Annotated in this window: 26 protein-coding genes; 5 read left to right on the forward strand and 21 right to left on the reverse strand. The window is 40.6% G+C overall.

Annotation, left to right across the window (positions count from 1 at the left end; translation table 11 throughout):
* Positions 1 to 3 precede the first annotated feature (3 nt).
* The 12 genes from rsgA to O2S85_RS10490 all read right to left on the reverse strand — a co-directional run bounded on the left by rsgA (position 4) and on the right by O2S85_RS10490 (position 15,027).
* Entirely contained in the window at positions 4 to 885 is an 882-nt protein-coding gene (gene rsgA, locus O2S85_RS10435; protein ID WP_269409284.1) for a ribosome small subunit-dependent GTPase A, read from the reverse strand.
* The gene (gene pknB / locus O2S85_RS10440; protein ID WP_269409285.1) at positions 886 to 3,012 is read right to left on the reverse strand and encodes a Stk1 family PASTA domain-containing Ser/Thr kinase; all 2,127 of its coding nucleotides are present in this window, start codon (positions 3,010 to 3,012) and stop codon (positions 886 to 888) included.
* Entirely contained in the window at positions 3,006 to 3,767 is a 762-nt protein-coding gene (locus O2S85_RS10445; protein WP_269409286.1) for a Stp1/IreP family PP2C-type Ser/Thr phosphatase, read from the reverse strand. Before O2S85_RS10445 ends, pknB begins: the two co-directional genes overlap by 7 nt.
* Positions 3,768 to 3,876: 109 nt before the next feature.
* A complete protein-coding gene (rsmB, locus tag O2S85_RS10450; RefSeq protein ID WP_269409287.1) occupies positions 3,877 to 5,229 on the reverse strand; it encodes a 16S rRNA (cytosine(967)-C(5))-methyltransferase RsmB in 1,353 nt (450 codons plus the stop codon).
* Positions 5,222 to 6,172 (reverse strand): methionyl-tRNA formyltransferase, encoded by a 951-nt coding sequence (gene fmt, locus O2S85_RS10455; protein WP_269409288.1) that lies wholly within the window; start codon positions 6,170 to 6,172, stop codon positions 5,222 to 5,224. Before fmt ends, rsmB begins: the two co-directional genes overlap by 8 nt.
* Before the next feature lie 16 nt (positions 6,173 to 6,188).
* A complete protein-coding gene (gene priA / locus O2S85_RS10460; RefSeq protein WP_269409289.1) occupies positions 6,189 to 8,597 on the reverse strand; it encodes a primosomal protein N' in 2,409 nt (802 codons plus the stop codon).
* Positions 8,594 to 9,802 (reverse strand): bifunctional phosphopantothenoylcysteine decarboxylase/phosphopantothenate--cysteine ligase CoaBC, encoded by a 1,209-nt coding sequence (gene coaBC / locus O2S85_RS10465; protein WP_269409290.1) that lies wholly within the window; start codon positions 9,800 to 9,802, stop codon positions 8,594 to 8,596. Before coaBC ends, priA begins: the two co-directional genes overlap by 4 nt.
* A gap of 291 nt (positions 9,803 to 10,093) precedes the next feature.
* Positions 10,094 to 10,333, reverse strand: coding sequence for a DNA-directed RNA polymerase subunit omega (gene rpoZ / locus O2S85_RS10470; RefSeq protein ID WP_269409291.1), 240 nt, complete (start codon positions 10,331 to 10,333; stop codon positions 10,094 to 10,096).
* 2 nt (positions 10,334 to 10,335) lie between these two features.
* A complete protein-coding gene (gmk, locus tag O2S85_RS10475) occupies positions 10,336 to 10,950 on the reverse strand; it encodes a guanylate kinase (protein WP_269409292.1) in 615 nt (204 codons plus the stop codon).
* An 18-nt stretch (positions 10,951 to 10,968) separates the two neighbouring features.
* Complete coding sequence (gene remA, locus O2S85_RS10480) at positions 10,969 to 11,229, reverse strand: extracellular matrix/biofilm regulator RemA (protein WP_269409293.1); 261 nt, start codon at positions 11,227 to 11,229, stop codon at positions 10,969 to 10,971.
* A 160-nt stretch (positions 11,230 to 11,389) separates the two neighbouring features.
* Positions 11,390 to 12,268, reverse strand: a complete 879-nt coding sequence (locus O2S85_RS10485) for a YicC/YloC family endoribonuclease (RefSeq protein WP_269409294.1) — start codon at positions 12,266 to 12,268, stop codon at positions 11,390 to 11,392.
* A 107-nt stretch (positions 12,269 to 12,375) separates the two neighbouring features.
* Positions 12,376 to 15,027: a calcium-translocating P-type ATPase, SERCA-type gene (locus tag O2S85_RS10490; protein WP_269409295.1), complete on the reverse strand. Its 2,652-nt coding sequence runs from the start codon at positions 15,025 to 15,027 to the stop codon at positions 12,376 to 12,378.
* Between the two features lie 132 nt (positions 15,028 to 15,159).
* On the opposite strand from O2S85_RS10490, the gene O2S85_RS10495 reads away from it, so the two are divergent.
* From O2S85_RS10495 to O2S85_RS10510, 4 genes are all read left to right on the forward strand, one after another.
* Positions 15,160 to 16,875, forward strand: coding sequence for an Rqc2 family fibronectin-binding protein (locus O2S85_RS10495; protein ID WP_269409296.1), 1,716 nt, complete (start codon positions 15,160 to 15,162; stop codon positions 16,873 to 16,875).
* A gap of 335 nt (positions 16,876 to 17,210) precedes the next feature.
* A complete protein-coding gene (locus O2S85_RS10500; RefSeq protein ID WP_269412549.1) occupies positions 17,211 to 17,717 on the forward strand; it encodes a DUF3189 family protein in 507 nt (168 codons plus the stop codon).
* 368 nt (positions 17,718 to 18,085) lie between these two features.
* The gene (locus tag O2S85_RS18915; RefSeq protein ID WP_439649457.1) at positions 18,086 to 18,490 is read left to right on the forward strand and encodes a DUF1259 domain-containing protein; all 405 of its coding nucleotides are present in this window, start codon (positions 18,086 to 18,088) and stop codon (positions 18,488 to 18,490) included.
* Positions 18,491 to 19,227: 737 nt separating this feature from the next.
* Positions 19,228 to 19,311: a YjcZ family sporulation protein gene (locus O2S85_RS10510; RefSeq protein WP_269412550.1), complete on the forward strand. Its 84-nt coding sequence runs from the start codon at positions 19,228 to 19,230 to the stop codon at positions 19,309 to 19,311.
* Between the two features lie 202 nt (positions 19,312 to 19,513).
* Here the strand turns inward: O2S85_RS10510 and O2S85_RS10515 are convergent, their stop codons facing one another.
* Complete coding sequence (locus O2S85_RS10515; RefSeq protein ID WP_269409298.1) at positions 19,514 to 19,936, reverse strand: organic hydroperoxide resistance protein; 423 nt, start codon at positions 19,934 to 19,936, stop codon at positions 19,514 to 19,516.
* 91 nt (positions 19,937 to 20,027) lie between these two features.
* The gene (locus O2S85_RS10520) at positions 20,028 to 20,888 is read right to left on the reverse strand and encodes a LysR family transcriptional regulator (RefSeq protein ID WP_269409299.1); all 861 of its coding nucleotides are present in this window, start codon (positions 20,886 to 20,888) and stop codon (positions 20,028 to 20,030) included.
* A 115-nt stretch (positions 20,889 to 21,003) separates the two neighbouring features.
* Here O2S85_RS10520 and O2S85_RS10525 point away from each other — a divergent pair, with 115 nt between their 5' ends.
* Complete coding sequence (locus tag O2S85_RS10525; RefSeq protein ID WP_269409300.1) at positions 21,004 to 21,777, forward strand: class I SAM-dependent methyltransferase; 774 nt, start codon at positions 21,004 to 21,006, stop codon at positions 21,775 to 21,777.
* Positions 21,778 to 22,018: 241 nt separating this feature from the next.
* On the opposite strand, the gene O2S85_RS10530 is transcribed toward O2S85_RS10525, so the two are convergent.
* The 7 genes from O2S85_RS10530 to O2S85_RS10560 form a co-directional block, all read right to left on the reverse strand.
* Positions 22,019 to 22,231, reverse strand: a complete 213-nt coding sequence (locus O2S85_RS10530; protein WP_269409301.1) for a DUF6366 family protein — start codon at positions 22,229 to 22,231, stop codon at positions 22,019 to 22,021.
* A gap of 124 nt (positions 22,232 to 22,355) precedes the next feature.
* The gene (locus tag O2S85_RS10535; protein WP_269409302.1) at positions 22,356 to 22,646 is read right to left on the reverse strand and encodes a hypothetical protein; all 291 of its coding nucleotides are present in this window, start codon (positions 22,644 to 22,646) and stop codon (positions 22,356 to 22,358) included.
* Between the two features lie 174 nt (positions 22,647 to 22,820).
* On the reverse strand, positions 22,821 to 23,345 hold the full coding sequence (locus tag O2S85_RS10540; protein WP_269409303.1) for a GNAT family N-acetyltransferase: 525 nt from the start codon (positions 23,343 to 23,345) through the stop codon (positions 22,821 to 22,823).
* 254 nt (positions 23,346 to 23,599) lie between these two features.
* Positions 23,600 to 23,923 (reverse strand): aminoglycoside adenylyltransferase domain-containing protein, encoded by a 324-nt coding sequence (locus tag O2S85_RS10545; protein WP_269409304.1) that lies wholly within the window; start codon positions 23,921 to 23,923, stop codon positions 23,600 to 23,602.
* A gap of 145 nt (positions 23,924 to 24,068) precedes the next feature.
* Positions 24,069 to 25,412 carry an RNA-guided endonuclease InsQ/TnpB family protein gene (locus tag O2S85_RS10550; protein WP_269409305.1) on the reverse strand — a complete coding sequence of 448 codons (1,344 nt, stop codon included), beginning with the start codon at positions 25,410 to 25,412 and terminating at the stop codon, positions 24,069 to 24,071.
* Positions 25,399 to 25,680, reverse strand: coding sequence for a recombinase family protein (locus tag O2S85_RS10555; protein WP_269409306.1), 282 nt, complete (start codon positions 25,678 to 25,680; stop codon positions 25,399 to 25,401). The genes O2S85_RS10550 and O2S85_RS10555 overlap by 14 nt, the downstream gene beginning before the upstream one ends.
* Positions 25,681 to 25,697: 17 nt before the next feature.
* A complete protein-coding gene (locus O2S85_RS10560; RefSeq protein WP_269409307.1) occupies positions 25,698 to 26,012 on the reverse strand; it encodes a recombinase family protein in 315 nt (104 codons plus the stop codon).
* Positions 26,013 to 26,059 lie beyond the last annotated feature (47 nt).

Below are 26,059 nucleotides of genomic sequence, written 5' to 3' on the forward strand. Positions count from 1 at the left end.
GTTTTAATACCTCGGCTTTCTTGAATTTATTTCTTCATAAAACTGTATATAGTGTTCATAACGGAATTTGGTTATGTCTCCATCGGCAACCGCCTGTTTGATGGCGCATTTTGGTTCTTTGTAATGCATACACCCCCGAAATTTGCAGTTCTCTTTCCGGCTGCGAAATTCCGGGAAACAGTCTGCCAGCTCATCAAGATCGATATCCTGAAAATCTAGTGAGCTAAACCCTGGTGTGTCGGCAACCAGCCCATCATAAACATCTAAAAGTTCCACATGCCTTGTCGTATGCTTTCCTCTCCCAAGACTTTTTGAAATATCTGCAGTCTTCAAAAGCAAGGAAGGGTTCAGGACATTGAGCAATGATGACTTGCCGACCCCCGATTGCCCGGCAAAAACAGTCACCCGTCCGGAAAAATACGTTTTTAATCGTTTTAATTCGGCTGGATCATTGATTGACAATAATTCAACCGGATAACCGATCTGCTTGTAGGCCATTTGATATTGCTCAATGTCCCGCCTTTGTTGATCACTGACTGCATCCATTTTCGTGATAAATAATACCGGCTGGATGCCTTTTGCCTCGATCAGCACAAGAAAACGGTCAAGTAGTAATGGGTTAAAATCTGGCATAATGGCGGAACTGACAATGATGGCTTGGTCAATATTTGCGATTGGCGGTCGGACAAGCTCATTTTCTCTTGGCTTGATGTCCTGAATGTAGCCCTCATCAGGATTATCTGCGGAAAATGAGACAAAGTCACCAACTAGTGGACTGATTTTTTTGTTGCGAAAAACCCCACGGCCTTTGCATTGGTAAATGCCATCTGATGTTTGCACATAATAAAATCCACTTAGTGCTTTAATAATTCGACCATTTGCCATTTATTCACCCTCTTCATAGGTAACAGTTTTATTAATCACGACTTCTTCATCTCTGACCACTTTATATTCAGCTTTATCATCAGGTGCGATCGTTAATGTAATCGTAAACTCTGTATCCTTTGAAATTGTTTCTTGTTCCGCGACTTCGGACATGGAATGATTCATATCATCTATATATATTTTTACCGTTTGCTCTTTTTTCTTATCCTGATCAACTTTTTGATCTTCATCATGTACCACATCCTGATCATCCCCGTCATCCTCATCTTCCTGATTATCCTGGTCGGCCTGATTTGCCTCGTCATCCTGATCGTCTTCACCATCTGATTCATCAGGGTTATAAGCAACGGTAAATGTTACTTTTTTGGAAACGGGCGGTTTTTCTTTTGGTCCGGTTGAAACATAAACATCAACCGTTGCCCCCTCTGCCAACTGTGTACCCGGTTCGGGATCCTGTTTGATGATCTCTCCTTCAGGCACGGAATCAGAATGTTCTTCTTTGACGTTCATCTTAAAATTCTGTTCATCTAAATAGGATTCGGCCTCTTGTTTGGTCATCCCCTTTAAATTGTTTAACGAGGTTAATTCGGGTCCATTACTATATTCGAATATAACTCTTGTTTCACTGGGAACAACTTTATCATTTTCATTCGGCTGTATTTGTGTAATAATTTGTCCTTCTGGTTTGTCAGAAAACTCTCCATAACCAATAACCTGAAATCCATCTTCTTCCAGTAAATCTTTGATTTGGTTATAATCTTCGCCAACATAATCGGCAAATGCTGTTTTTTCCTTGCCCTGACTGACAAACACGGTGACAGTGGAACCTTCTTTTATCGTTTTACCTGCCTTGGGACTGGTTTTGACGACGGCTCCTTCCTCGATATCGTCATCATAGACCAGCTCTTTTTTGTGTTCCAGCTTCAATTTATCAAGTTCGGTGATGGCATCTTCATATTCCATATTGGCAACCTTTGGTACATTAACATCCTTAGGCTGCAAAAATTTTGCGATCGCTAGTGTAGTCGTACCGAGAACAAGCAGAACCAATAGGATAATCAGAAGAATCGGCCATTTTCGTCGCTTTTTCTTGTTTTTACCGTTTTTCTTGGCTTTTTTAGACTTCTTGTCCATGGCTGGTTTATCTGGCTCATCATCGGCATAAGGTTTTGTGTTTCCATCTGTTTGATGAACAATGGTATCCTGATTTGTGGAAGGTCCCATTTGGTCGTCTGTAATGATCGGAATCGCTTTTGTTTCTTCACCAGCTTCCTCTGGCGGCACATATTTGTCTTCGTTTAATTTTTCGGGATCCAATGCTGTCTCCAGTGCATTCTCCATCTCATAAACCGTTGCATAGCGATGAAATGGATCTTTGGCGGTTGCTTTCAGAACAATATTTTCCACACTTTGCGGGATATCCTGGTTAAAGCGCCTGACAGATGGTGTATCATTTTGTAAATGTTTCAAGGCAACTGCAACAGCCGATTGACCGGAAAATGGCAAGCGTCCTGTTAACAGTTCGTACAAGACAATCCCAAGCGAATAAATGTCCGATTTCTTAGTAGCCATCCCGCCGCGCGCTTGCTCTGGTGATAAATAATGCACCGAACCGAGGATCGAATTAGTATGCGTTAATGTTGTTGCACTTAATGCAACCGCGATGCCAAAGTCGGTTACCTTTACCTGGCCATATGTATCGATCAAGATATTCTGCGGTTTGATATCCCGGTGAACGATATCATTTTCATGGGCATGGGTAATCGCTGAACTGATTTGTTTCATAATATCCAAGGATTCCTTGACGGAAATGGGGCCGTTTTTCTGTATGTATTCCTTCAATGTCATCCCATCCACATATTCCATCGCCATATATAACATGTGATCTTCTTCACCGACATCATAAATGTTAACAATATTTGGATGAGAGAGGCTTGTTGCTGACTGTGCTTCACGATGGAATCGGGCAATAAATTCTTCTTCGTTTGCATATTCCATCCGCAGTGCTTTAATGGCAACATCGCGATCCAGGATGATATCTCTGGCCAAATAAACATTGGCCATTCCGCCACCGCCAATTGTCGTCTTAATTTTGTACCGTTCATTTAAAACATGTCCATCTAACATGTTGTTTCACCATCCTCAGTGGAGACATCATGTTGGATGAGAATAAGCGAAATATTATCTTCGCCCCCTAAATTATTGGCCGTATCAATCATTTGCTGACCTGTGTCAACCATACTTTCGCCTTTTCCCATTATTGCAGCCAGTTGTTCGTCGGTTAGCTTGTCTGTCAAACCATCTGAACACAATAATAACAGGTCCCCCTGCTCCCACCCCAGGCTTTGAACATCCGGTTCCACTTGCGCCTCAGTACCAACGGCTTTAAGAACTACATTTTTCTGCGGATGATATCTAGCGTCCGCTTTGGAAACCTGACCGGATTTAACAAGCGCATTAACAAGTGAGTGATCTTCCGTAACCTGGCTGAGCCCATTATCGTTAAGCAGATAGCATCGACTGTCTCCAACATGGGCCACTGTAAAAAATTTCGATGTACAAACGGTTATCACGATGGTTGTTCCCATTCCCTGACAGGTATCATGTGCTTGTGCATGGTCAAATATAGCTTGATTCATCTCCTCAATGGTTTCAGCTAACCAGCTTTCTACACGGCTTGGTGTGGAGAGCTGGTCACATGTTTCCCATTTCTGCTGGATGTGATTGATCGCCATTTGACTAGCCACATCACCAGCCTTATGACCGCCCATTCCATCGGCAATAATCGCCAGAAATTGGCCATCCGCATTAAAGTAAATACCACCAGAATCTTCATTATGGTTCCTGACTTTTCCCCGATCCGTCAAAAAACGTCCTTCCACATCGCTCACCCCTTTTCAAACCAGATGCTACTACTCAACATTATGCCATGAAATAGCCGATAATAGAATCATTTTTGTCATCTTTTTTGCATGTTCAGCACATATGCCACTAACCGGACACTTCCGCTTTTCTAAGCCTTGTCAGAAAAAATCCGTCTGTTTGGAATGATTGCGGAAAAATCTGCAGTCCATAACGGGTAATCCCTGGCGATTGTTTCAGAGGCTCTGGTAATTCAGCAAAAAAGCTGTCATCAATGGCAAAATTGGGGTTCTGGTGTAAAAATGCCTGGACTACACCTTCATTTTCCGTTTGATCCACTGTGCATGTGCTATATATTAATTTTCCATCCTTTTTCAGTAATGGTGCGACCGACTCCAAGATTTCCAGTTGAATGGTGGCAAGCCGCTCAATATCTGCCAGGGTTTTATTATACTTTATTTCCGGTTTTCCGCGAATAACACCTAATCCGGAACACGGCGCATCAACCAGAATCCGGTCAAAACTTTCAGCTGCATGCTGTGTCCCCAATTGTCTGGCATCCGCCTGATTAGCACGGATAATGGATAAGCCAAGCTCAAGTGCCTTTTGGTTCACCAGGTTTGCTTTTTTCTTATGGAGATCGTAAGCATACAACTTCCCTTGATTTTGCATTTTTTCTGCCATATGAGTTGCCTTACCGCCTGGAGCACTGCAAGCCTCAAGAACATCCATACCAGGCTTGGCATCGATCATTTCCCCGACTAACATCGAGCTTTGATCCTGGACAGTAACCAGTCCACTGGAGAATAATTCGGTTTTTAAAATATTCCCCTTATCTACAATGATTCCTTGTTCCGAAAAAACGGACGGACGGACCTCCAGACACTGCTCTGTCAGCCTCCGGATTGCTTCCTGTCTGGATAACTTAAGTGGCTGAATTCGAATAGCGCTTGGTTTATGGGAAACATTCGCCTCACACATCTGCTGCGTTAATGCTTGACCATACATAGAGATCCAGCGCTTGACGAGCCATACCGGATGACTTGTTTCCACTGCAATTCGATCTACAGTATCAGTAAGCGTTGCCGTATCCGGTACTCCTTGCCGCTGAATACTGCGAAGTACACCATTTACGAGTGAGGCAACACCCTTATGCCCCCGTTTTTTTGCAATCTCAACCGCTTCGTTAATAATCGCATGATCAGGAACCTTGGATAAATAAACGATTTGATAAACCGACATCCGTAATAACATCCAAGCCCAGGGTGCAATTTTTTTCTTGGAATGTACAAACGTATCCAGGTAAAAATCCAGGGTCATTTTTCGTTGGATAGTCCCGTAAACAATTTCTGTCAGCAGCCCTTCATCTTTCGGGTCAACTTTTCCACTCTTTAGCTTGTTGTCAATTACCAGATGACTATATGCCCCGTCTTTATCCATCCTAAGCAATATATCCAGGATAACTTCCCTTACATTATTCATCTGATGTGTCTCCCATTTTGGTTCCCGTTTTGATACGATCTGCTGAACCTCTTAGGTATTGGGCAACAGTCATCCGTTTTTTTCCCGCCGGTTGGATTTCCTTTACATAAATAGCCTGTTGATTTCCGCAAACGACGGTAAACCCATCCTGATCTACTCGGACAATTTCACCGGGTTGCCCTTGGTACTCCTGATGATCCGGCTCTCCCCACCATATTTTCATCGGTTTATTGTTATAAGTGGTAAAGGCAACCGGCCAAGGATTTAACCCCCTGATTTGGTTATAGACAACATCATTACTGTTTGACCAATCGATTTTTTCTTGCTCCCGTTTAATATTTGCTGCAAATGTTGCCAGTTCCTCATTTTGTGGTTGCGGTATGATTGTATGGTCAGCGAGTTTTGGCAATGTTTCCAGCAACAAATCCGCGCCGGCTAGTGATAATTTATCATGTAACTTGCCAACAGTATCATTATCGGCAATGGCAACTTTTTTTTGCGTCAAAATATCACCGGCATCTAATTTTTCCACCATATACATGATGGTAACGCCGGTTTCTTGTTTTCCTTGTAAAATCGCATAATGGATTGGAGCACCACCGCGCAATTCCGGTAACAGAGAGGCATGGACATTAATGCAGCCAAACGCTGGTACCTGCAATAGTTCAGCGGGCAGGATTTGTCCATAAGCAGCTGTGACAATTAAGTCTGGCTGGCAGTCGATAATCGGCTGGAAATCATGTTTTAATTTCTCCGGTTGAAAAACAGGAATTCCCAATTTTTCAGCAGCGTCTTTTACGGGTGAGGCGGTAAGCGTTTTTTTTCTCCCCTTGGGCCGATCAGGTTGGGTGACAACTAAAGGAATATCATAATCCGCTTTTACCAGTGCTTCAAGAATCGGCACCGAAAAGTCCGGTGTTCCCATAAATACAATACGTTTCACTAAGCATCCCTACTTCCTACATCAGTTGATACGGCTGCATGTCCACCGTTATCTTCAGATCATCTTTTCTAATATCCTCATCAAATTGCTGGATAATTTTCCGGATGAGGTTCCGTAATTGTGGTTCATGCTTGTATTTTATCATGCATTGATAACGATATCTATCTTTCATCCTGGCAATTGGTGATGGTGTCGGACCAAGAATGACCGTTTTTTCATTTACATGTTTGCTTAATAATTGCACCATTTTTTGCGTTGTTTGTACTACTTTTACACGATTTTCATGGGACACAGTTAATAACGCCAAAAAAACATATGGCGGATATTGGAATGTTCTGCGTGTGTTCATTTCCGTTCGATAAAATTGCAGATACTCGTATGTGCTTGCAAGTGTAATACTATAATGTTCCGGTGTGTAGGTTTGCACAATGACCTCACCGGGCAGTTCATGGCGCCCGGCCCTGCCACTTACTTGCGTTAATAGCTGGAACGTTTTTTCTGATGACCGAAAATCTGGCAAGTGCAACATCGAATCCGCCGTCAAAACACCAACAAGGGTGACATTTTCAAAATCCAGCCCCTTGGCAATCATTTGCGTTCCCAATAAAATATCGGCCTGTCCATTGGCAAATTTCGTTAATAGTTTTTCATGTGCCCCTTTTCTTCTGGTTGTGTCGACATCCATGCGTATGACCTTTGCATCAGGAATCAACTGTGTCAACGCTTCTTCTACCCGTTGCGTTCCCGTTCCAAAATAACGGATTAAATCACTTTGACATTCTGGACAGAACATAGGCATAGGTTCTTCATAGGAGCAATAATGACATTTTAATTGATTGCTATTTTTATGATAAGTTAACGCAATATCGCAATGGGGACACTCTTTCACATGCCCGCATTCCCGACACATGACAAAAGTGGAATACCCCCGGCGATTTAACAGCAGGACAACTTGTTCTCCTTTTTCGATACGCTGTTCAATTTTTGCTTTTAAATCATGGGAAAACATAGTACGGTTACCAGCGTGCAGTTCCTTACGCATATCAACAATTTGTACATCCGGCATCCCTTGATCATTTGTACGCTTCGTTAATGTAGCAAGTTGATATACCCCTTTTTCGGCTCTGGCATAGGATTCAAGCGTTGGTGTTGCACTTCCCAGGATGACCGGGCAGTGGTGGTTTTTGCCACGGTAAATTGCAACATCCCTGGCATGATAACGCGGCTGATCCTCCTGCTTGTAGCTTGTCTCATGTTCTTCATCGATAATCACTACGCCAATATTCTCAAAAGGCGCAAAGATGGCAGACCTGGCTCCAACGACAACCTGAACTTCTTTACGTTGAATCTTCCGCCATTCATCATACTTCTCCCCAGCTGACAATCCACTATGCATGACCGCGACATTGGCGCCAAACCGTCCTTTAAACCGATGGACCATTTGTGGTGTCAGGGAAATTTCCGGAACGAGTACGATTGCTTCTTTTCCCTTTTCAATGACGTCCTGGATCGTTTGTAAATAAATTTCCGTCTTTCCACTACCGGTTACACCATGTAGCAAAAATACATCATGTTCGTTTTCGGCAATTTTATGTTTGATTGGCCGAATCGCCCGTTCTTGTTGATCGGTTAAGGTTAAGGGGCTGGTTTGGACAATTTGCGTATCATCATATGGATTGCGAAACACTTCCACCTTTTTGGCAGATAGCAGCTGTTTTTCAATCAATTTGTTCACGGTTTGTGTGGTAGTTTTAAATTGCTTTAATAGTTTTGTTTGTTCGACTGGTTCCGGGTGTTCACTAAAAAATAACAGCAAATCCCGTTGCTTTGCCGCATTTTTAGCTAAATCATGAATCGCTTCCTCAAGCAAATAGGAATCCTTATTCGCCTCAATCATGGTGACATATTTCTTGGTAATCCTGGATTTGACCAGGTAATTAATCATGATATCACCAGCTGAGATGGCATCACGCACATGGGCATAAGAAACCGGACCATTGGTGATTTCGTCATATGCTATTGTATCCCGTCCAGCAAATACAGTCTCCAAATCCGGCGCTAATTCGCCTTGTGTTAAGCGAACAAGTTCTTTTTTATATTGTGACTTCAAAACTTGCGGGAGCATTGCCTGATAAATAGTAATATAAAGACTCAATGTTTCTTCAGCCAGCCATTTGCCAAGATCAAGCAGTTCATCGGTTAGTACAGGCATTAAATCAAGTACATCAATCAATTCTTTTAGCTTTTTAAACGATGACTCTTGTGCAAATCCGACGACATATCCCATGACTCTTCTTGGACCAAAGGGAGCAATTACGCGCATACCGGTTTGCAGTATGTCCATAAACCGCTCCGGAATCAAATAATCAAAAGTTTGGTTGATGGATCCTGCCGGGACGTCGACTATTACTTTGGCTATCTTCACTTGGAACCATCCTTCATATCCCGGCTGATGAAGGAAATAATCTTATCCGCAATATCCCGTTTGGATGATAAGGCTATTTCTTCTGTTTGCATTTGTTTATTGATGTAAGTGACAACGTTTGTATCACCTTCAAAACCGGCGCCGGCAGCTGATACATCATTAATGACAATCGCATCCAATCGTTTCTTGTGCAATTTATGCATACCATAATCAAATGCATCAGTTGTTTCCGCAGCAAATCCAACTAAAAATTGATGGGTTTTTTCTTCACCTAGTGATTGTAAAATATCCTTCGTTCTTTCCATTTTAACCGTCCATTCCCCATCCTGTTTTTTCATTTTTTGATCATACACCTGTTTGGGGCGGTAATCAGCAACAGCTGCAGCCTTGATTACAATATCGCTCTCTGCAAAATATCGATGCATTGCTTGAAACATCTCTTCTGCGGTTGTAATATCAATGCGATGAATATTTGAGTGGTTTGTCCTTTCCTGTGTTGGACCAGTAACAAGCGTAACCGTTGCACCTTGATAAGCGGCAGCCTCGGCCAGGGCAAACCCCATTTTACCCGAAGAACGGTTGGTAAAATAACGTACCGGATCAATTTGTTCCCTTGTCGGACCTGCAGAGACCAATACGTTTTTACCCGTCAATATACCAGATTCTGTTTGGTGCCGGTCCACTGTTTCGATAATCATTTCTGGTTCCTCGAGCCGCCCTTTACCAACATAGCCACATGCTAAATAACCTGCACCTGGTTCAATAAAGTGGTAACCCCAGTCAGCAAGTTTTTGCATATTTTCGATCACTGCGGGGTGTTCATACATGTGAACATTCATCGCCGGGGCAATGTATACCGTTGCTTTTGTTGCTAACAGGGTAGTTGACAACATATCATCGGCGATCCCATGGGCTAATTTGGCAATGATGTTTGCGGTTGCAGGGGCAATGATTACAATATCCGCCCAATCGGCAACATCGATATGGGCAATTTTTTTCACATCTTTTTCGTCAAACGTGTCGGTATATACCGGGTTTCTGGATAATGCCTGAAATGTTAACGGGGATACAAACTTTTGGGCATGATCAGTCATCATCACTTTTACATTGGCACCTGCCTGGGTTAATTTACTTGTTAATGCACACGCCTTATACGCGGCAATTCCCCCAGTAACCCCCAACACAATATTCTTATCCTGTAGCATCACGAAATCCCCTTTTCAAGTTCAATAAAAAATGACCTATATGTGCGTGTTCAAAAAGGAGGATAAAAAGGACCGAGAAGTTCTAGGCGGCGTAGCTTTGAGCACCGGAGTGTACATAAAAGGTACATGAGGAGCGGAAAAGCAAGCCAACAACGAAATTCGACGTGTCATTTTTACCGGACTTTTTGAACATCCTCTATATACATCATACAAAATTATTTGTTCATAAAACAAATAATACCCCCGCGCAGCTCACTGGCGAGAGTATCAAAATCGTGTATAGAGTAAAGCCTAGGAGCGGAACTGTTCGGTTTCGGTAATTTCGCCATCAGGATTTTTTTCTTTGACGAATAGTTTTCCCGCCTGAACTTCCTCCAACGCCTTGCCAACATTCTTATCTGATTTCGGGTTTGCGATTTGGCATGGTTTGTCATGTTGCATTTCGCGTGCCCGTCGTGCAGATAAAACCACAAGCGTATATTTAGATTTAATTTGTTCCTGCAATGCATCAATTGATGGATCTAACATCATAGTTATTCCTCCTCCAATAATTGCTTATATTGTTTCGCGATTCGTTCCCGTTTCAAATGTTCGCTTTGGATAATCGCCTTTATTTTTTTTACTGCATGATCTACCTGGTCATTGACGACAACATAATCATAGGCATCCATCATTTCAATTTCATCACGTGCCGCTTTTAACCGGTTTAGCACAAGGTCTTCCGTTTCCGTTCCCCGGCTGACAATTCGATTCTTCAATTCTTCCAAACTTGGTGGAAATAGAAAAATAAATACACCCTCCGGAAAATTTTTCTTCACTTGTAATGCACCCTGAACTTCAATTTCCAGAAAAACGTCATGCCCAGCTGCCAATGTCTCTTCCACATATTTTCTTGGTGTTCCATAGTAGTTGTTCACATATTGGGCGTATTCCAATAACTGGTTTTGACGAATCAAATTCTCAAATTCTGCTTTTGTTTTAAAAAAATAATCGACTCCATCTGTTTCGCCGGGTCGTTTTTCTCTGGTTGTCATTGAAATGGAGTATCTTAACTGGGTATCATGATTAAACAATTCCTTTCTCACTGTACCCTTTCCGACACCAGACGGTCCAGAGAGAACAAATAAAATCCCTTTCTCTTCTATCAAAACGAGTTAACCTCCCATTTATTCATCTGAATCTTCTTCATGGCTCAGCACCCGCTGACCTACTGTTTCCGGCTGAACGGCAGATAATACAACATGGTCACTATCCGTAATAATAACAGCTCTTGTTCTGCGTCCATATGTGGCATCCACCAATTTATTATTGTCACGTGCTACTGTAATAATCCGTTTGATTGGTGCTGACTCCGGCGATACAATCGAGATGATCCGATTTGCGGAAACTACATTACCGAAGCCAATATTAATTAAACGTAAATTCAAACTGTTTCCCCCTTAAAACGAAAAGTGTAAGCGCCCGTTTAGCAGCGTATGAACCGGACTGAACTTAGCCGCCGTAAAGTGATTATCCCAGTCCATCACCACTTGAAACAATTCCATAATATATCTATTATATGAAAAAATAACAGCAAAACACAAGCTATTACTCAATATTTTGGATTTGTTCTTTCATTTTCTCCACTTCACTCTTGATTGATACCACCCATTCACTGATTTTCGGATCTGTTGACTTGGAACCGATCGTGTTTATTTCCCGGTGCATCTCTTGCAGGATAAAATCAAGCTGCCTTCCTATTTGCGTGTCTTGTTGGATGGTAGAGAAAAAATGATCGATATGACTAAACAACCGGGTGATTTCTTCGGTAATATCCCCTTTTTCCGCTAACAGGGCGATTTCCTGGTACATTCGTTGGTTATCCGTATCAAGCTTGTCGCCGATATATGTTTCAATCCGCTGATAGATCCGCTGACGATATTCCTCAATCACCTGGTCTCTTCGCGTTTGTAATCGCCCGACTAATTCTTTTACAGTATGTATTCGTCCGTTTATATCGGCAAGCAGTTTTTCGCCCTCATCTTCTCTGATCGTCAGCAATTTGGAACAGGCATCCACCACACATGTTAAAATATTTTCTGATAAACCATTCGCATCGTTGGTTTCCCGAACCGTGAATAATTCCGGAATGGACAGTATTATATCCATAGGAATGTCACCGGTTAGCTGATAGCGCGCTTTTATCTGTTTCAATTGTTCCATATATTGATCTAATAACATCCAATCGGTTTCCAATGTTTTTGTAACAGCACCAGTACCATCGATGTTCAGGGTGACTTCAACCCGGCCACGTCCAAAAAAAGCTCGAATCCGTTCTTTAAGTTTTTCTTCCAGATACATAAAGGATGAAGGAATATTTAGTTGTACATCAAGAAAGCGGTGATTGACACTCTTCACCTCCACTGTGATCACTGCATTGTCCAATGATACAATACTGCTTCCATATCCAGTCATGCTTCTTACCATACAATCACATCCATCTGTCTGATTTTACATTGTTTTATTATACCAGTTAACTGGTATAATAAAAACTTCCATCTGTAAGTTAAAGATGGAAGTTTCATATCATTTCATTATTTTTTGGTAAATCCAAACAGCACAGTTGGCAATGCACTAAGGAAAATAATTAGTAGCCAATCATGCAGACCCAGGAACGTTGTATGGAAAATTGGTTGCAATGGTTCCAGATAAATCACGATAAGTAACAGCAGGATGGAAGACAAAACCGCCCAAATTAAATATATATTTTCAAACGGATTCCGGGAAAATACCGAATCTTCACTACGACAATCGAATACATGAATCAGCTGGGCCATGACCAAGGTTGTAAAGGCAACCGTTTGCCCATGAACAAGGTGATCCGGATTATTATGATAAGTGACCATAAACGCGGCCAATGTAACCATTCCTATTAAAATACCTCTTGTGATGATTTTAAAACCAAGCCCTCTGGCAAAAACGCCTTCCCTTGGATTCCGAGGCGCGCGCTGCATTACGTTACCCTCTGGTTTGTCTAAGCCAAGCGCCATCGCCGGAAGTCCATCGGTTACCAGATTCACCCACAAGATTTGCACAGGTACGAGGGGAAGCGGTAAAGCTAAGAGCATCGCAAAGAACATCACCAGAATTTCGCCAACATTGGAGGCCAGTAAATAACGAATGAATTTGCGAATGTTTTCGTAAATGTTCCGTCCTTCCTGGATCGCCGCTTTAATGGTTGCGAAATTATCATCCATCAAAACCAGTGATGATGCTTCTTTGGTTACATCGGTACCTGTTTGCCCCATGCCAATACCGATGTTACTGGCTTTAATTGCGGGTGCATCGTTCACCCCATCGCCCGTCATGGCAACGATATGCCCTTTGTCCTGAAAGGCATTGACAATTTTCAGTTTATGCTCAGGTGTTACCCTGGCAAAAACATAGACCAGGTCAATACAGTCACGTAATTCTTCTGCCGACATTTGATTTAACTGACTGCCCTCAAGCACAAGACCATTTTCGGGAAGCAGCTCCAGATTTTTGGCGATCGCTCTTGCTGTGTTAACATGATCGCCGGTAATCATCACTGTCTTAATCCCTGCATTTCGACATTCAGCGATTGCCTGCTTGACCTCTTTACGTGGCGGGTCAATGATGCCATACAATCCGACTAATGTTAATTCGGTTTCAACAAACGCCGTATCCATTGTATCACCGTTGGTTAACGGCTTGACGGCAATCGCAATCGTACGAAGTGCTTGCTCGGCCATATCATCGATCGCTGTTTCAAATTGTTGCTTGTCTTTTTGTTTCAATAATCTTCTGCCGTTTTCACCCTGTACAAAGGATGACCTGGGAAGCAGTACATCCGGTGCCCCTTTTGTAATCACAAATCGCTGTCTGTTCTTATCTTCCACAATAACACTCATCCGTTTACGATCGGAATCAAACGGTATTTCCTTAATGATTTTGTAATCATCCTGACCTGGTTTACGTCCAATTTTACGGGCAGCCACCAGTAACGCACCATCTGTCGGATCACCGTCAACAACATATTTTCCCTTTTTCACCCGTAATGTGGCATGGTTGCATAATTCTCCATAGGTGAGCATCGATAATAAGTTTGGAAACGTATCATCGACCCTTGTGTTATCCAGAAAATAACCACCTTGAATATCATAGCCGTCCCCGGTTACATAGAGATGCTTGTTATTTAAGAAAATGTTTTTAACAGTCATTTGGTTTTCCGTCATCGTACCGGTCTTATCTGAACAAATGACCGATGCACAACCTAATGTTTCTACTGCTGACAGTTTGCGAACAATTGCTTTTTTCCGGATCATCCGCTGCACTCCCAGAGAAAGCGCAACTGTCACAATGGCAGGCAAACCCTCGGGAATCGCCGCAACCGCCAATGACACACCGGCTAAAAACATGTTATAGACAGGATGCCCGTGGTATACACCGATAATAACAACCAAAGCTGTTAAAGCGAGGGCAACAAATATTAGGATCCGCCCCAACTCCGCCAGTTTGTTTTCCAGTGGAGTGGCTATTTTCTTCGTCTTGCCCATTAGTGAAGCAATCTGACCCATCACCGTATTCATGCCTGTCCCGACAACAATCCCAATCCCATTACCTCTTGTTACCAAAGTGCCCATAAATGCCATATTACGTTGGTCTTGCGGGTCCAAGTGATCTTGATTGATGGTTGCGGCATGCTTCATAACGGGCAGGGATTCCCCTGTTAACGCAGATTCCTCAGTTTCCAGGCTTGCAGACTTTGTGATCCGTATATCAGCTGGTATTCGATCCCCGCTTGACAGCCTGATGACGTCACCTGCAACAATTTCCTGAGAAAAGATACGCACCCATTCCCCGTCTCGTAAAACTGTTGCTACTGGTGCCGAGAGCTCTTTTAATTTTGCCAATGATTTTTCCGCCTTCTGTTCCTGGAAAAACCCGAAAAAGGCATTGGCGATCACAATAACCATAATTGCAATCGCATCAACGTATTCCCCCAACAATCCGGCAATTAGCGTTGCTGCAAGTAAGACAATCACCATGAAATCCTGAAACTGTTTCAAAAATATTAACCATATTGATGTGCTTTTTTCCTCTTTCAGTACGTTGGGACCGAATTTTTCCCGGCGTTTTGTAACTTGTTTCACAGGTAATCCTTTATCCATTTCCACATGTAAGTGCTTTGCAACTTCATCTACATCTGACTGATACCATTTCATACTAAATACCTCCACATGCACCTGCACACTTTTATCCCTTGGTAAATACTTTTTAGGGATTGTCCAATCTGTTTATTCATTTCTATGCAGACAAGCACTTAAAAATGCTATAATTACTTATGAGGTGATCGCATGCCATTTGACGGAATTGTTACCCGAGCCGTAACAGAAGAATTAAAAATGAACATCATTCCAGGCAGAATTGCAAAAATCTATCAACCAACTGAAACAGAACTCATTTTAACGATCCGCAGTCAAGGTAAAAATCACGCTTTATTACTCTCGATTCACCCGACCTATGCCAGGTTACATGTAACAGCTGACGAATATACAAACCCGCAAGAGCCTCCGATGTTTTGCATGCTGCTCCGGAAACACTTGACAGGAGCAACACTCGAATCCATTGAACAATACGGGATGGAGCGGATTGTCACTTTTACTTTTAAAACACGTAATGAAATTGGTGACATCGCCTACAAAACCCTGATCATGGAGTTAATGGGTAAGCATAGCAATGTCATGCTTGTTGACCAGGAGAAAGGACATATTATTGATAGTCTAAAACATGTCCCTGCTTTTCAAAATAGTTACCGGACGATCCTGCCAGGACAGGCATATAAACTACCGCCGGCCCAGCACAAGGTGAATCCATTGGAAATAAGCGGTGAGGATTTTATTAAAAAACTGGATTTTAACGCTGGCAGAATGGATAAGCAAGTTGTTCAGATGCTTGTTGGCTTTTCACCAATGATTGCCAATGAAATTGTCCATCGAGCAAAACTGGGTTCGCAAAAAAAGTATATGGAAACATTTTTGACGGTACAGGATTCCATCAAGCACAATCGTTATACACCGGCTATCTATCATGGAAAAAAGGAAGACTTTCATGTATTGCCCATTACGCTTTATGCAGAAGAGAAGGAAGCATTTGCAACAACGAATCAGATGCTTGATACGTTTTATTCCGGGAAAGCAGAACGCGACCGCGTCAAACAACAGGCAAAAGATTTGTACCGGATAATCAAAAATGAAAAGGACAAAAATGAACGGAAATTAAAAAAGCATGACCAAACATTAAAAAAAGCTGCAGGTGCCAACAAGTATCAACGGCTTGGTGAACTGTTAACAGCAAATATGCACATGGTAAAACCCGGCGATTCTACCGTCACGGTCATTGACTATTACGATCCCGAGCAAAAAGAAATCACCATCGACCTCAACCCAAATAAGACGCCAAGCGAAAACGCGCAAAGCTTTTTTAAAACATACCAAAAGCTAAAAACATCAAAACAAATGGTGGAGAAAGAAATAACCAAAACGAATGAAGAAATTGCCTATTTGGATGGTCTGCTTCAACAAATGGATACTGCACGGGAAGCGGATATTGAAGAAATTCGTGAAGAGCTTCGTGATGAAGGTTATTTAAAAAAACAGCGGCAGCATAAAAAAAAGAAAAAACAGAACAAGCCACAACCGGAAGCATATCAATCCTCAGATGGTACACCAATCCTTGTCGGCAAAAATAATAAACAAAATGAGTATCTGACAACAAGGGTTGCCCACCGTGATGACATTTGGCTGCATACAAAGGATATTCCTGGTTCCCATGTGATTATTCGCGATCGGGAGCCTAGTGACGATACGCTAATGGAAGCGGCACAAATCGCTGCTTATTTCAGTAAGTCCAAAGACTCCTCATCCGTACCGGTCGACTATACGACTATCCGTCATGTCAAAAAACCAAACGGAGCCAAACCAGGCTATGTCACATACGATAATCAGAAGACACTGTTTGTAACACCGAATAAAACAGTGGTTGATCGATTAAGAGTAAAGAAAAACGGATGATTAGTAGGATCATCCGTTTTTCCAATTATGTCTGATGTAAGTTGTGTTCCTTGGCTCTAAGAAAACAAGAGCATTTTGAAGATATTTTAATTATATAGAGGGAGGTTTAAGCTATCATGAATCCTTGATTTAAGAATGAATTCTGGACCGAATCCCTTTCCACAAGATTTTGCACCAGTAACACTGCTCTTAAGATCGATCAATTACAGAATTAGCACTTAAGCACCGGGCTTATGCCTTGTTTATTTATTTTCCCCTCCGTTGCCCAGCTTTTATGTTTAATTTGCCTCATGGAGTTCATAATATAAAAAAGAATTACAGAGAGGATGAATTTAGTGATATTTATTTACAACGATTACGGAGGAACACATACAACTTCGTTAGTGGCCGCTTATCATCTTAAAAAACTCCCAACTGATAGAACACTTACGAAAGAAGAAATTATTAATGTAGATTATTTCAACAAATTAACAAAGCATGATTTCGGAAAGCTTATATTTCATGGATTGGATGAAGATGGAAATGCTGTCTATACCATAGGTAGAAAAAATGATAAATATGTCGTACCGGCACTACAAAACTTCAGTACATTGTTACAGAAAAATTATAATCTTGATGAAAAGATAATACTTTCGAATACTTCACCAACGGTACCAATTGCTATGACAATTGGAGGGTTATTCTCCAGAGGCCTGCACATTGACTTTATCGGCGTCCCTTTACTCATTACTGGCGCTAAGCAATGTTGCGGCCGTATAAAGCGATTGGTTGAACATACAAAAAAGGTAAGCTGTTCCAGGGATAGTAAAATTATTGTTTTAGAAAATAAATCATATAAATAGTCATTTCGGGTTCCTGCTTTTGCTAACCGGTTCAAATCAATTCTGTTTGTAAAACACACGATGCATTTTACACTACATATAATGTTTAGGGGTTAAATGCATTGGAGGTAAAAAGATTGATTTATGATGAGTGGAAAGATTATCTAAATGCGGCAAATCATTGGTTGAATCAATTGGAAGAAATGATCAATGAGCTTAATCGTAATGAGCGGATGAGTATTCTTTGTAGTAATATCGTACAATTACGTGAAGAGATGCAGAAAAAGGATAAACAAGACAAAGCATTCATTATCAAATTGATGGATGAGGTAAAACGCGATTATGATATCCTTAACCAAAGAATATCACCAAGGAAAACAGGAACAAGCATGGGTGAATCCATTTGCAACCAATTCGCTGATGCGCTTCACGGGCCGGGAAAATTCAGTGACAATGTGTGCTCTGTAGAACTTACAAGGGATTTTAATGTAACTATTATGGGAAAAGATGCTTCCTCCGCCCTGGAAGCAAATGTATCTTTCGAGTCCTTAGATCAGGAAGGAAATGCCTTAAACATGTCGGAAATAACAATTCTGGAAGATGAGGTTGCACCATTTACACGCGCGCTTACTCAACAGGGGTTAACGGTTACTGCTCTCCATAACCATTGGATATACTCAGACCCGGTTATTCTTTATATACACATCCTATCTGTTGAGCCCCCTATTAAGTTTGCAAAAAAAATGGCAAAGGCTTTTACCGCTTTACAAAGTTATCCTGTTACCAGCGGATGAGTGTATCAATCAATCTATCATTATGTTGAATTTTCTTTTAATACTGAATTTAGAGACAGCATATCACACAATAAAAGCGAGCCAAGGGATCTAGGTTATTAACGAAATGGCTACTCTAAGGGAATCTTAGGATGGAGAATATGGTACAGTCAATGAATTGCGTATTGAGCTTCTTATAGCAGTAATAAGGGGCAGGTACTTCTTCATGTCCCTACCTTATTTTTTTATGCCTCTGTTGATTTTAACTTTTTTTACCTCAATTAATGCCTTACATATTCTATGGCAGGCCTTCTTGCTGGATAACCTCCGAAAAAGCATTCTTAAAAAGACTGACCAATCCCCTTACAACCAATTAATGCAACTATTTTAAAAGTCACTAATGATTTTGTCCGTTCCATTTTTTATTAATTAATCATCTAATAAATAAAGGAGTTGAAAACAAATATGTTTCACAAAAGACCGATCTTTTGTCCACCAAAATATCATGTTAGAAATAAATATGTTAGACGAGTCCATCCAATCATTCATCCAGTTGTCCATGTTAATCGTATTAATGTAGTAGATGTACCAAAGCATATTGTTAAACCAATAAGAAGAACTGAAGTGGTGCAGCATAGGCGAAAGTTTCATTGCTGATAAATTCCACACTTGTCCATTACAAAGCATATTATTAATTCATAGACTATGGTATCGATTAAAAAGGGGGTGTAGCCATGAGCTACGATGGCGGACACGGTATGGGTGCAGGATTTGCATTAATTGTTGTACTCTTCATCCTCCTAATCATTGTTGGCACTGCGTATGTAGGTGGTGGATACTAGTCGGCTCTTAGTCTATACCATTAGAAATCAAACCACCATGGAAGAGGAGCATGATGTTGATTGCTTCTCTTCCTGTCTTTGTGCCATTTGTGGTATATCCTTATAATACTTTTAACATAAGGTTCCTCTTAGACAAATACATTCAAAAGGGTAAATTGGTGCAATTTGTTCAATTTCACAGTAGGATCATCCATTTTTCTTTTTATTCCACTGCTTCCGGATTCAGTTCTACTTCTATATTACCTCTTGTTGCTTTTGAATATGGGCATGCTTGATGGGCATCTTCGGTAAGCTGTTGCGCGTCTTCCGGATTGACGCCTTTGATTTTTACATTTAATTTAACCGCGATTTTAAACCCGTTATCTTCCGGATCCTTACAAAAGCTGACATCAGCGGTTGTTTCTGAATCAATTTTCTTATCCTGTTGTGAGGCAACCAGGTTTAGTGCTCCGTCGAAACACGCCGAATATGCAGCCGCGAAAAGTTGTTCCGGATTGGATCCTTTCGCTTCTTTATTTGTTGCCGGATTAACAAGATTCAAATCGATTAAACCATCACTTGATTTCACATGTCCATCACGACCATTCTTTGCTGTAGCACTTGACGTAAATATAACATTACTCATGATCGAAACACTCCTTTTGAACAAGTATTTATAGTTATTTGTTCCTCATTGTCCAGGCTATTAAACATAATCGAGAAAAGTCAGATTTTCACTACAGGAATGTTTTCTCATTGATTAGGGAAATAAACCGATCCACCTGTGGTAATTTCCGGGAGTCTTCCTGGTAGCAAATCCACGTATCTCTGGTTACACTTTCCCCGTTCATTTTTAATGGGATGTGCGGATATTCATCCATCAATCGGTCGGCAACACTCTTTGGCAAAACCGCCATTCCCAATCCTTCTTTCATAAATTGCTTACATGTCTCAATTTGATCCACCGTAATCATCTTGACAGGCTTGATCTGATCCTGATGATAATAAAGCCAATTATCAACGGCTTCGTGCATACTATCGTCACTCTTGAAGGAAATCAGCGGCCGCTCCTTTAGACCCGCTTTTGGGAATGTTACGGTATCGAAAAGGAATAACGGATCATCAAACAAGCGCTCGCAGGTTGAGTCTTTCAATGTTTCGCCACGAATGATGCAGACATGGTAATTTTTATGATCACGCTTGATCGCTTCACTTAATCCAGTTACAAGATCAATCGCAACTTTTGGATAAGAACGCGTATATTCCGCTAAAATTCCCGGCAAGAACCGTTGACTAACCAGCGTAGAACAGGCAATGGATAAGGTTCCCCGGATGTCATCACCAGACTCAGCCAATTGATTTTTAAACGCCTTTTCCTTGTTCACTACATCATTTGCATGATCCAAAATCATCTCTCCGGCCGGTGTTAATACAAGGCTTTTGGATGTACGAATAAAGATAGTCGTACCAAAATATTCTTCAATATATTTAAGACGCTGGGTAACTGCCGGCTGTGATATCAGTATCGCCTTGGCAGTCCCGCGAATCGTACCAATTTCCTGTAATTTTAATAATAGCTCGTAATCCTCGATTTTCATCGTATTTAGGCTCCCCTAAGTATAATTATCTGTTATTACATTCGATTATAAATTAATATTTTACTTATTGCATGCAAAAGCATATGATATTAGTAAAAACACTGGAGGCGAGTGTATGAATGAAAAAGATAGGGTGCGGCAAGTATTCTCCAAAAATAAAGATTCATATATCACAAGTTCGACCCATTCCAACATAAACGATTTAGTAAAGATGAGGGAATGGCTAAACCCGAAACAAAATACTAAAGCGCTGGATATTGCAACGGGCGGCGGGCATGTTGCCAAATATTTATCACCTTATGTTAGTGAAATTGTTGCCACAGACTTGACTGAAGAAATGCTTAAAAATACGGCAAACCATTTAAAAGACTACCAAAATATTCGCTTTACAGCTGCTGATGCCGAGAATTTACCTTTTTCGGATCATACATTTGAAATTGTCACATGCCGAATAGCAGCCCACCATTTTCCCAATCCGGATTTATTTCTTGCCGAGGTGAGACGCGTATTAAAAACGGATGGGCAATTCCTATTGATCGACAACGTTGCCCCGAAAGACAATGGACTTGATCATTTCTACAATACATTGGAAAAAATGCGTGATCCAAGTCATGTTCGAGCGCGGTCGATCTCACAATGGAAGTCCATGTTAGACAAGGAACATTTACAGATAGTAAAAGAAACAACCCGCAAAAAGACCCTGCCATTTCGCGAATGGGCACAACGAACACTGCAAACGGAGGAAGAAATAAATAACGTGGAAGACTATTTATTGAATACGAAGCAGGATATTCAAAATTATTTTCAGATCAAAGTGAAAAATCAACATGTGGAAAGGTTTGCTGTTGATGAGTGGATGGTTCTTGTTAAACATAGGTGCGAACAGTAAGCGTTAACTGTTCGACTTGAATGGAACAGTCTTTATATGGCCCCCCACTTCACATTTATCGGCGATTTCAACATGTTTTACGGCGATTTTCATATTCCAGGAAGTTTCTACGTTGAGACGGCTTTACCTAACACAGTTTAAAACAAAAAAGCGATGACAGGCGCCCGCCCGCTTTGACCAGGAGAAAACTGTTTTTTATTTAAGAAATGTTCCTTTTAACACATACGTAGACACAATTTAATTAGCGATAGAGGACGGAATATATTATAAATCCTAATATGATTACAAGCAGAAGTATTCCAGTACCCTTCCATCCCAAACTACCTATCAAATCAACAAGACTGCCATTGTTTGATCTGTTAAAAGCTTCGTTAACATTGCCTGTTGGGTTTCTCTGTGATTCCTCTTGCTTTAACCTTTCCCTTTTTTGTTCTGGAGTTTCTTTGTCACTCATCAAATCCCCCCCATTAAAACGTTGGTACTCTACACCCTTACAATACGACCCTTATATTCGGAAATTCTCATTCCGGATGCTTAGCATACCAAAACTGCGGATGCCTATACAGAATTAACCACCTTCATAAGAAAACCAGAATCGGAGGTAACAACAATAATAATATTGAAATAAATACAAGCGATTTTGATACCCATTTAGAGAGTTTTTTTCTTCCCTTGCCCGTGTACCAACCGCTAAATTGCAATTTATTCCTATACAGAAGAAAAAATAAAACAAGAATTGCTATATAACCTATCCAGCCATATTTATCGGCATCAATTCCAGAATACAAATTATATAAAAGAGAACCCAAAATTCCATAGAAAAATACAAAAATCACAGTAATCCTCATTAATTCTAATAGCGTCTTCATCTACAACACTCTCCAACGTTAACCTTAACAGATCTTATTTCATTTAGGGACTGATTCTGAATAAGACGATTATTCTTTCTCGATAGATCTTATTATAAGTCTTTCTCCGTGATCAGTCCGGTTCAGAAAAACGCACTCTTAATTCGATTAATGCACTCATTTATCGAATGACCTTCAAACCATTTTGTACATTAGAATATCATCTATGTATGTATTTTCATCTAGTTTAATTTCATTAACTTTACGCCCTTCTACTGCAAAACCCATTCTCTTATATAACTCTATTGCTCTATCATTAGTTGAAAAGACGCCCAAACTCACTTTTTCAATGTAATGATTTTGTTCAGCCCAATTTAACATTGTACTGACAAGCTGCTTACCTAGACCCACATTCCTATAATCTTTTAATAACATCATGCCGAATGTGCCAACATGAGATAATCTTTTTAAGGGTGAAGAATGAAATTTTAGCCATCCAACAACTTCATTATTCACTTCAGCGACAAGCAATGTTTCTCTTTTATTTTCCATAATTTCTTGTATTTCATCCTCTTGCTCTTGCAAAGTACTTTTAAATTCATCTGAAGTTGTTATGAAATAGTTTTTTTCGGAAATAACATCTCGTTGAATATTTAAGATTGTTTGTGCGTCATTTTTGCGAACGAACCGTATAACAGGATGTGTTTCATCTTTTTCCATAGGTTTTCTCCTTCCTCATACTAAAATAAATATAGTTGATAAACAAAGGAAATATCCGTCATTCCCATTCTTGGTTGTAAAGCTAGAGTTAATTCTCAAAAATTCGCCACGTTTAACACGTCAAGGCACTTATAGCGGAACTTGTCGTGCGCCTGTTCGCAGAAAAATATTCATATTAAACTAAGCATCATTAGTGTAATAACCCTTGCACCTTTTCTTCCATATAGTCCCTTAGCAATTTAAGTCCATCCTTATCAAAGGAAAGTGTCTTTCTTATCCGTGTAAATATCAACTACTTTTCTCACTATAATTCTTAAATCTTGTGGTAATGTTTTTAGTCCCCAGTTACCAGCTTCTAGCTTTGATGAAATAACCCCTTCTTTTAGATACCAATACACTCTTATCATATTTAACGAACAATAAACCGGTTCGTCTTCAATACTCTGCAAACAATCCTGAAAATCGCCTACTATTGACGATATATAATTTGATCGTGGAACTAAAGGGAAAACCTTACCAATGGGGTCGCCAACTACACATATACCTCTATGGTTAGTTATTGTTACGTGAGCTGCCAAATCTGTATCGGTGTTAATATCTTCATTTAAAAATTTGAATGTACCGCACTCCTTTGTTTATTTAAACCTAACCGAAATTAAGCCTAAAATTAATCAAAGACCTCTTCTCTATTACCAAGAAGAATGTTTGTTTCACCCCCCGGATTTACTTCCCGAGGCCAGCAGATGGGGTCAAACCACAAGCAATCTTTGCCTGTTTAAAATCCCACCACACTGTATACATAGGGGATTCCACACCTATGTAGCCTGCGCGAGGCAATCGCTTTTTGGCTTTCTTTCCGATATTAACTGTACTGTTGATATCTCTCGAAAGCGTTGTACCACAGTTTACACATGTAAAGCTGCGAATGGATGGATCCTTTTTCTCCTGATGATCGCAAACACAACAGGTTTTGGTTGTATCCCGTTCATCAATCTTTTGATAATGCTTGCCACTTTTCGCTTGCACCCAGTTTAATATACGGCGAAACTGTCCAACTGGTGTTTGATTTAACATGGCCCTTCTCATCGTCCCGTACTTTGCCACATCGGGAGTTGGTGTATAGTCACCAATGTAAATGGCATCGTAACGCTTGGAAAAATAATGTGCATAGCTAAATAACAGCGTCTTCATTTGTTCTCGACGTTTTAATTGCGCCTTTTCCAAAGCACTATTGAGTCTCTTCCAACGTTTGCTTGGCTCAAAATAGGTGACGTTTGGGGTGCATACCAGCTTATTAAATTTTTCACATTTGTCCCGTTTTGGTTTGATTTCATCGATTCGTTTATCCCAATACTTTAACAGTGCATTCATGGATTTCAATTCATATGATTTTCCATCACTACCTAATCCTACTGCTAAATTCTTATGGTTAGGATCAAATACAATAAACGATTGTTCCTCCACCTTGGTGATTTCCTTGGCATCTTCTATTGTAAAAATGGCATAATACGAATCCAGATCCTTTGTAATGCGAAGGGTTTTGATTCTCTCCGTTTTGCTTAGTTCTACCGCTTCCACGAGTCCAACTTTGATTTTGATGGTCTTCTTAGCCTGTTCATCTGTTTTCCTTAATTCCTTGTATTCTTCATCTGTTAATTTGCCAAAACTTAAGGAAAGCAGATTGGTATCCAATAATTTAAAACCTTTTTTTGGTTCATCATAATATAGCGAAAACCACTTCTTTTTCCATGAACGATATTTTGGTTTCTCATTCATTAATTTTGGATCAAAAAATCGTTCATAGGCATCTTTTAACCGTAATGCCGTATTTTTCAATGGGGAGGAATGGACTTTAAACAAAAATGGGTTTTCCCCTTTTATTTTCGGTACTTCATTCCTCAGGTTTCTGCCGGAAAGCAGTTTTTTCTTTTTTCCATTGCGATAATCTTCCTCCACCGCATCAAGCAATTGATTGTACAGCCAGTTGCACATTCTGGATTGAGAATCGAGTAACTGCTTGTTTTCTTTTGTAACCACCAATCGTACCTTTTTATTATACGTAAGCATGGCCGTTGTCCTCAATGACTTGTTTCACCGCTTGTTGCAGTTTCTTTCGCTTGTGACTTCTGCTTCCATACAAGCGGCTGCTGAAGACAGTAATAATGGAAAGCATATCCTCGACTAACTCCTGCTCATATGTTTTATCCTCTGTATGGTTGACGATTTCAATTTTCACATGATGGAAGGCACATATTTGTTCCAACAATTCATACCCAAAACGTAATAACCTATCCTTGTAGTTGACGACAACTTTCTCCACCTGATTGCTTTGCACCAGCCGGATTAATTCTTTTACCCCTTCTTATCGTAATTCAAACTACTTCCCAGATCTTTTATAATACGAAACTGATATCCATTTGCAGAACAATACTGCGAAACGGTATGGACCTGCCTTTTTAACTCTTCCTTTTGGTCCGATGATGAGACACGGCAATACCCAATAACAATTTTGTCTTGAAGTGGTTTCAAATCACGCTTGATAGCACTGAGGTCTTCTACAGCATATCTTCTATGGCCACCGGTGGTTCGAGAGGATGTTATCTCCCACCTTCTTAATGTAGTGGGATGAACACCAAGTATGCTGGATGCTTCATCGATGGTATACATTTTTGCGATCCTCCTCATTTTATTTCTACTTACAAGGTTCGACATAA

It is taken from the genome of Lentibacillus daqui (genome assembly GCF_027186265.1).
GTDB lineage: Bacteria > Bacillota > Bacilli > Bacillales > Amphibacillaceae > Lentibacillus_C > Lentibacillus_C daqui.

What these genes read in the sequence shown, in the direction of transcription:
- O2S85_RS10525 (WP_269409300.1), top strand. Translation starts at nt 21,004, where the DNA reads ATGAATGAAAAAGATAGGGTGCGGCAAGTATTCTCCAAAAATAAAGAT.
- O2S85_RS10490 (WP_269409295.1), bottom strand. Translation starts at nt 15,027, where the DNA reads ATGAAATGGTATCAGTCAGATGTAGATGAAGTTGCAAAGCACTTACAT.
- O2S85_RS10560 (WP_269409307.1), bottom strand. Translation starts at nt 26,012, where the DNA reads ATGTATACCATCGATGAAGCATCCAGCATACTTGGTGTTCATCCCACT.
- pknB (WP_269409285.1), bottom strand. Translation starts at nt 3,012, where the DNA reads ATGTTAGATGGACATGTTTTAAATGAACGGTACAAAATTAAGACGACA.
- O2S85_RS18915 (WP_439649457.1), top strand. Translation starts at nt 18,086, where the DNA reads ATGGGTGAATCCATTTGCAACCAATTCGCTGATGCGCTTCACGGGCCG.
- O2S85_RS10515 (WP_269409298.1), bottom strand. Translation starts at nt 19,936, where the DNA reads ATGAGTAATGTTATATTTACGTCAAGTGCTACAGCAAAGAATGGTCGT.
- rsmB (WP_269409287.1), bottom strand. Translation starts at nt 5,229, where the DNA reads ATGAATAATGTAAGGGAAGTTATCCTGGATATATTGCTTAGGATGGAT.
- O2S85_RS10520 (WP_269409299.1), bottom strand. Translation starts at nt 20,888, where the DNA reads ATGAAAATCGAGGATTACGAGCTATTATTAAAATTACAGGAAATTGGT.
- rpoZ (WP_269409291.1), bottom strand. Translation starts at nt 10,333, where the DNA reads ATGATGTTAGATCCATCAATTGATGCATTGCAGGAACAAATTAAATCT.
- rsgA (WP_269409284.1), bottom strand. Translation starts at nt 885, where the DNA reads ATGGCAAATGGTCGAATTATTAAAGCACTAAGTGGATTTTATTATGTG.
- O2S85_RS10530 (WP_269409301.1), bottom strand. Translation starts at nt 22,231, where the DNA reads ATGAGTGACAAAGAAACTCCAGAACAAAAAAGGGAAAGGTTAAAGCAA.
- O2S85_RS10540 (WP_269409303.1), bottom strand. Translation starts at nt 23,345, where the DNA reads ATGGAAAAAGATGAAACACATCCTGTTATACGGTTCGTTCGCAAAAAT.
- O2S85_RS10510 (WP_269412550.1), top strand. Translation starts at nt 19,228, where the DNA reads ATGGGTGCAGGATTTGCATTAATTGTTGTACTCTTCATCCTCCTAATC.
- O2S85_RS10535 (WP_269409302.1), bottom strand. Translation starts at nt 22,646, where the DNA reads ATGAAGACGCTATTAGAATTAATGAGGATTACTGTGATTTTTGTATTT.
- O2S85_RS10485 (WP_269409294.1), bottom strand. Translation starts at nt 12,268, where the DNA reads ATGGTAAGAAGCATGACTGGATATGGAAGCAGTATTGTATCATTGGAC.
- coaBC (WP_269409290.1), bottom strand. Translation starts at nt 9,802, where the DNA reads ATGCTACAGGATAAGAATATTGTGTTGGGGGTTACTGGGGGAATTGCC.
- O2S85_RS10495 (WP_269409296.1), top strand. Translation starts at nt 15,160, where the DNA reads ATGCCATTTGACGGAATTGTTACCCGAGCCGTAACAGAAGAATTAAAA.
- O2S85_RS10550 (WP_269409305.1), bottom strand. Translation starts at nt 25,412, where the DNA reads ATGCTTACGTATAATAAAAAGGTACGATTGGTGGTTACAAAAGAAAAC.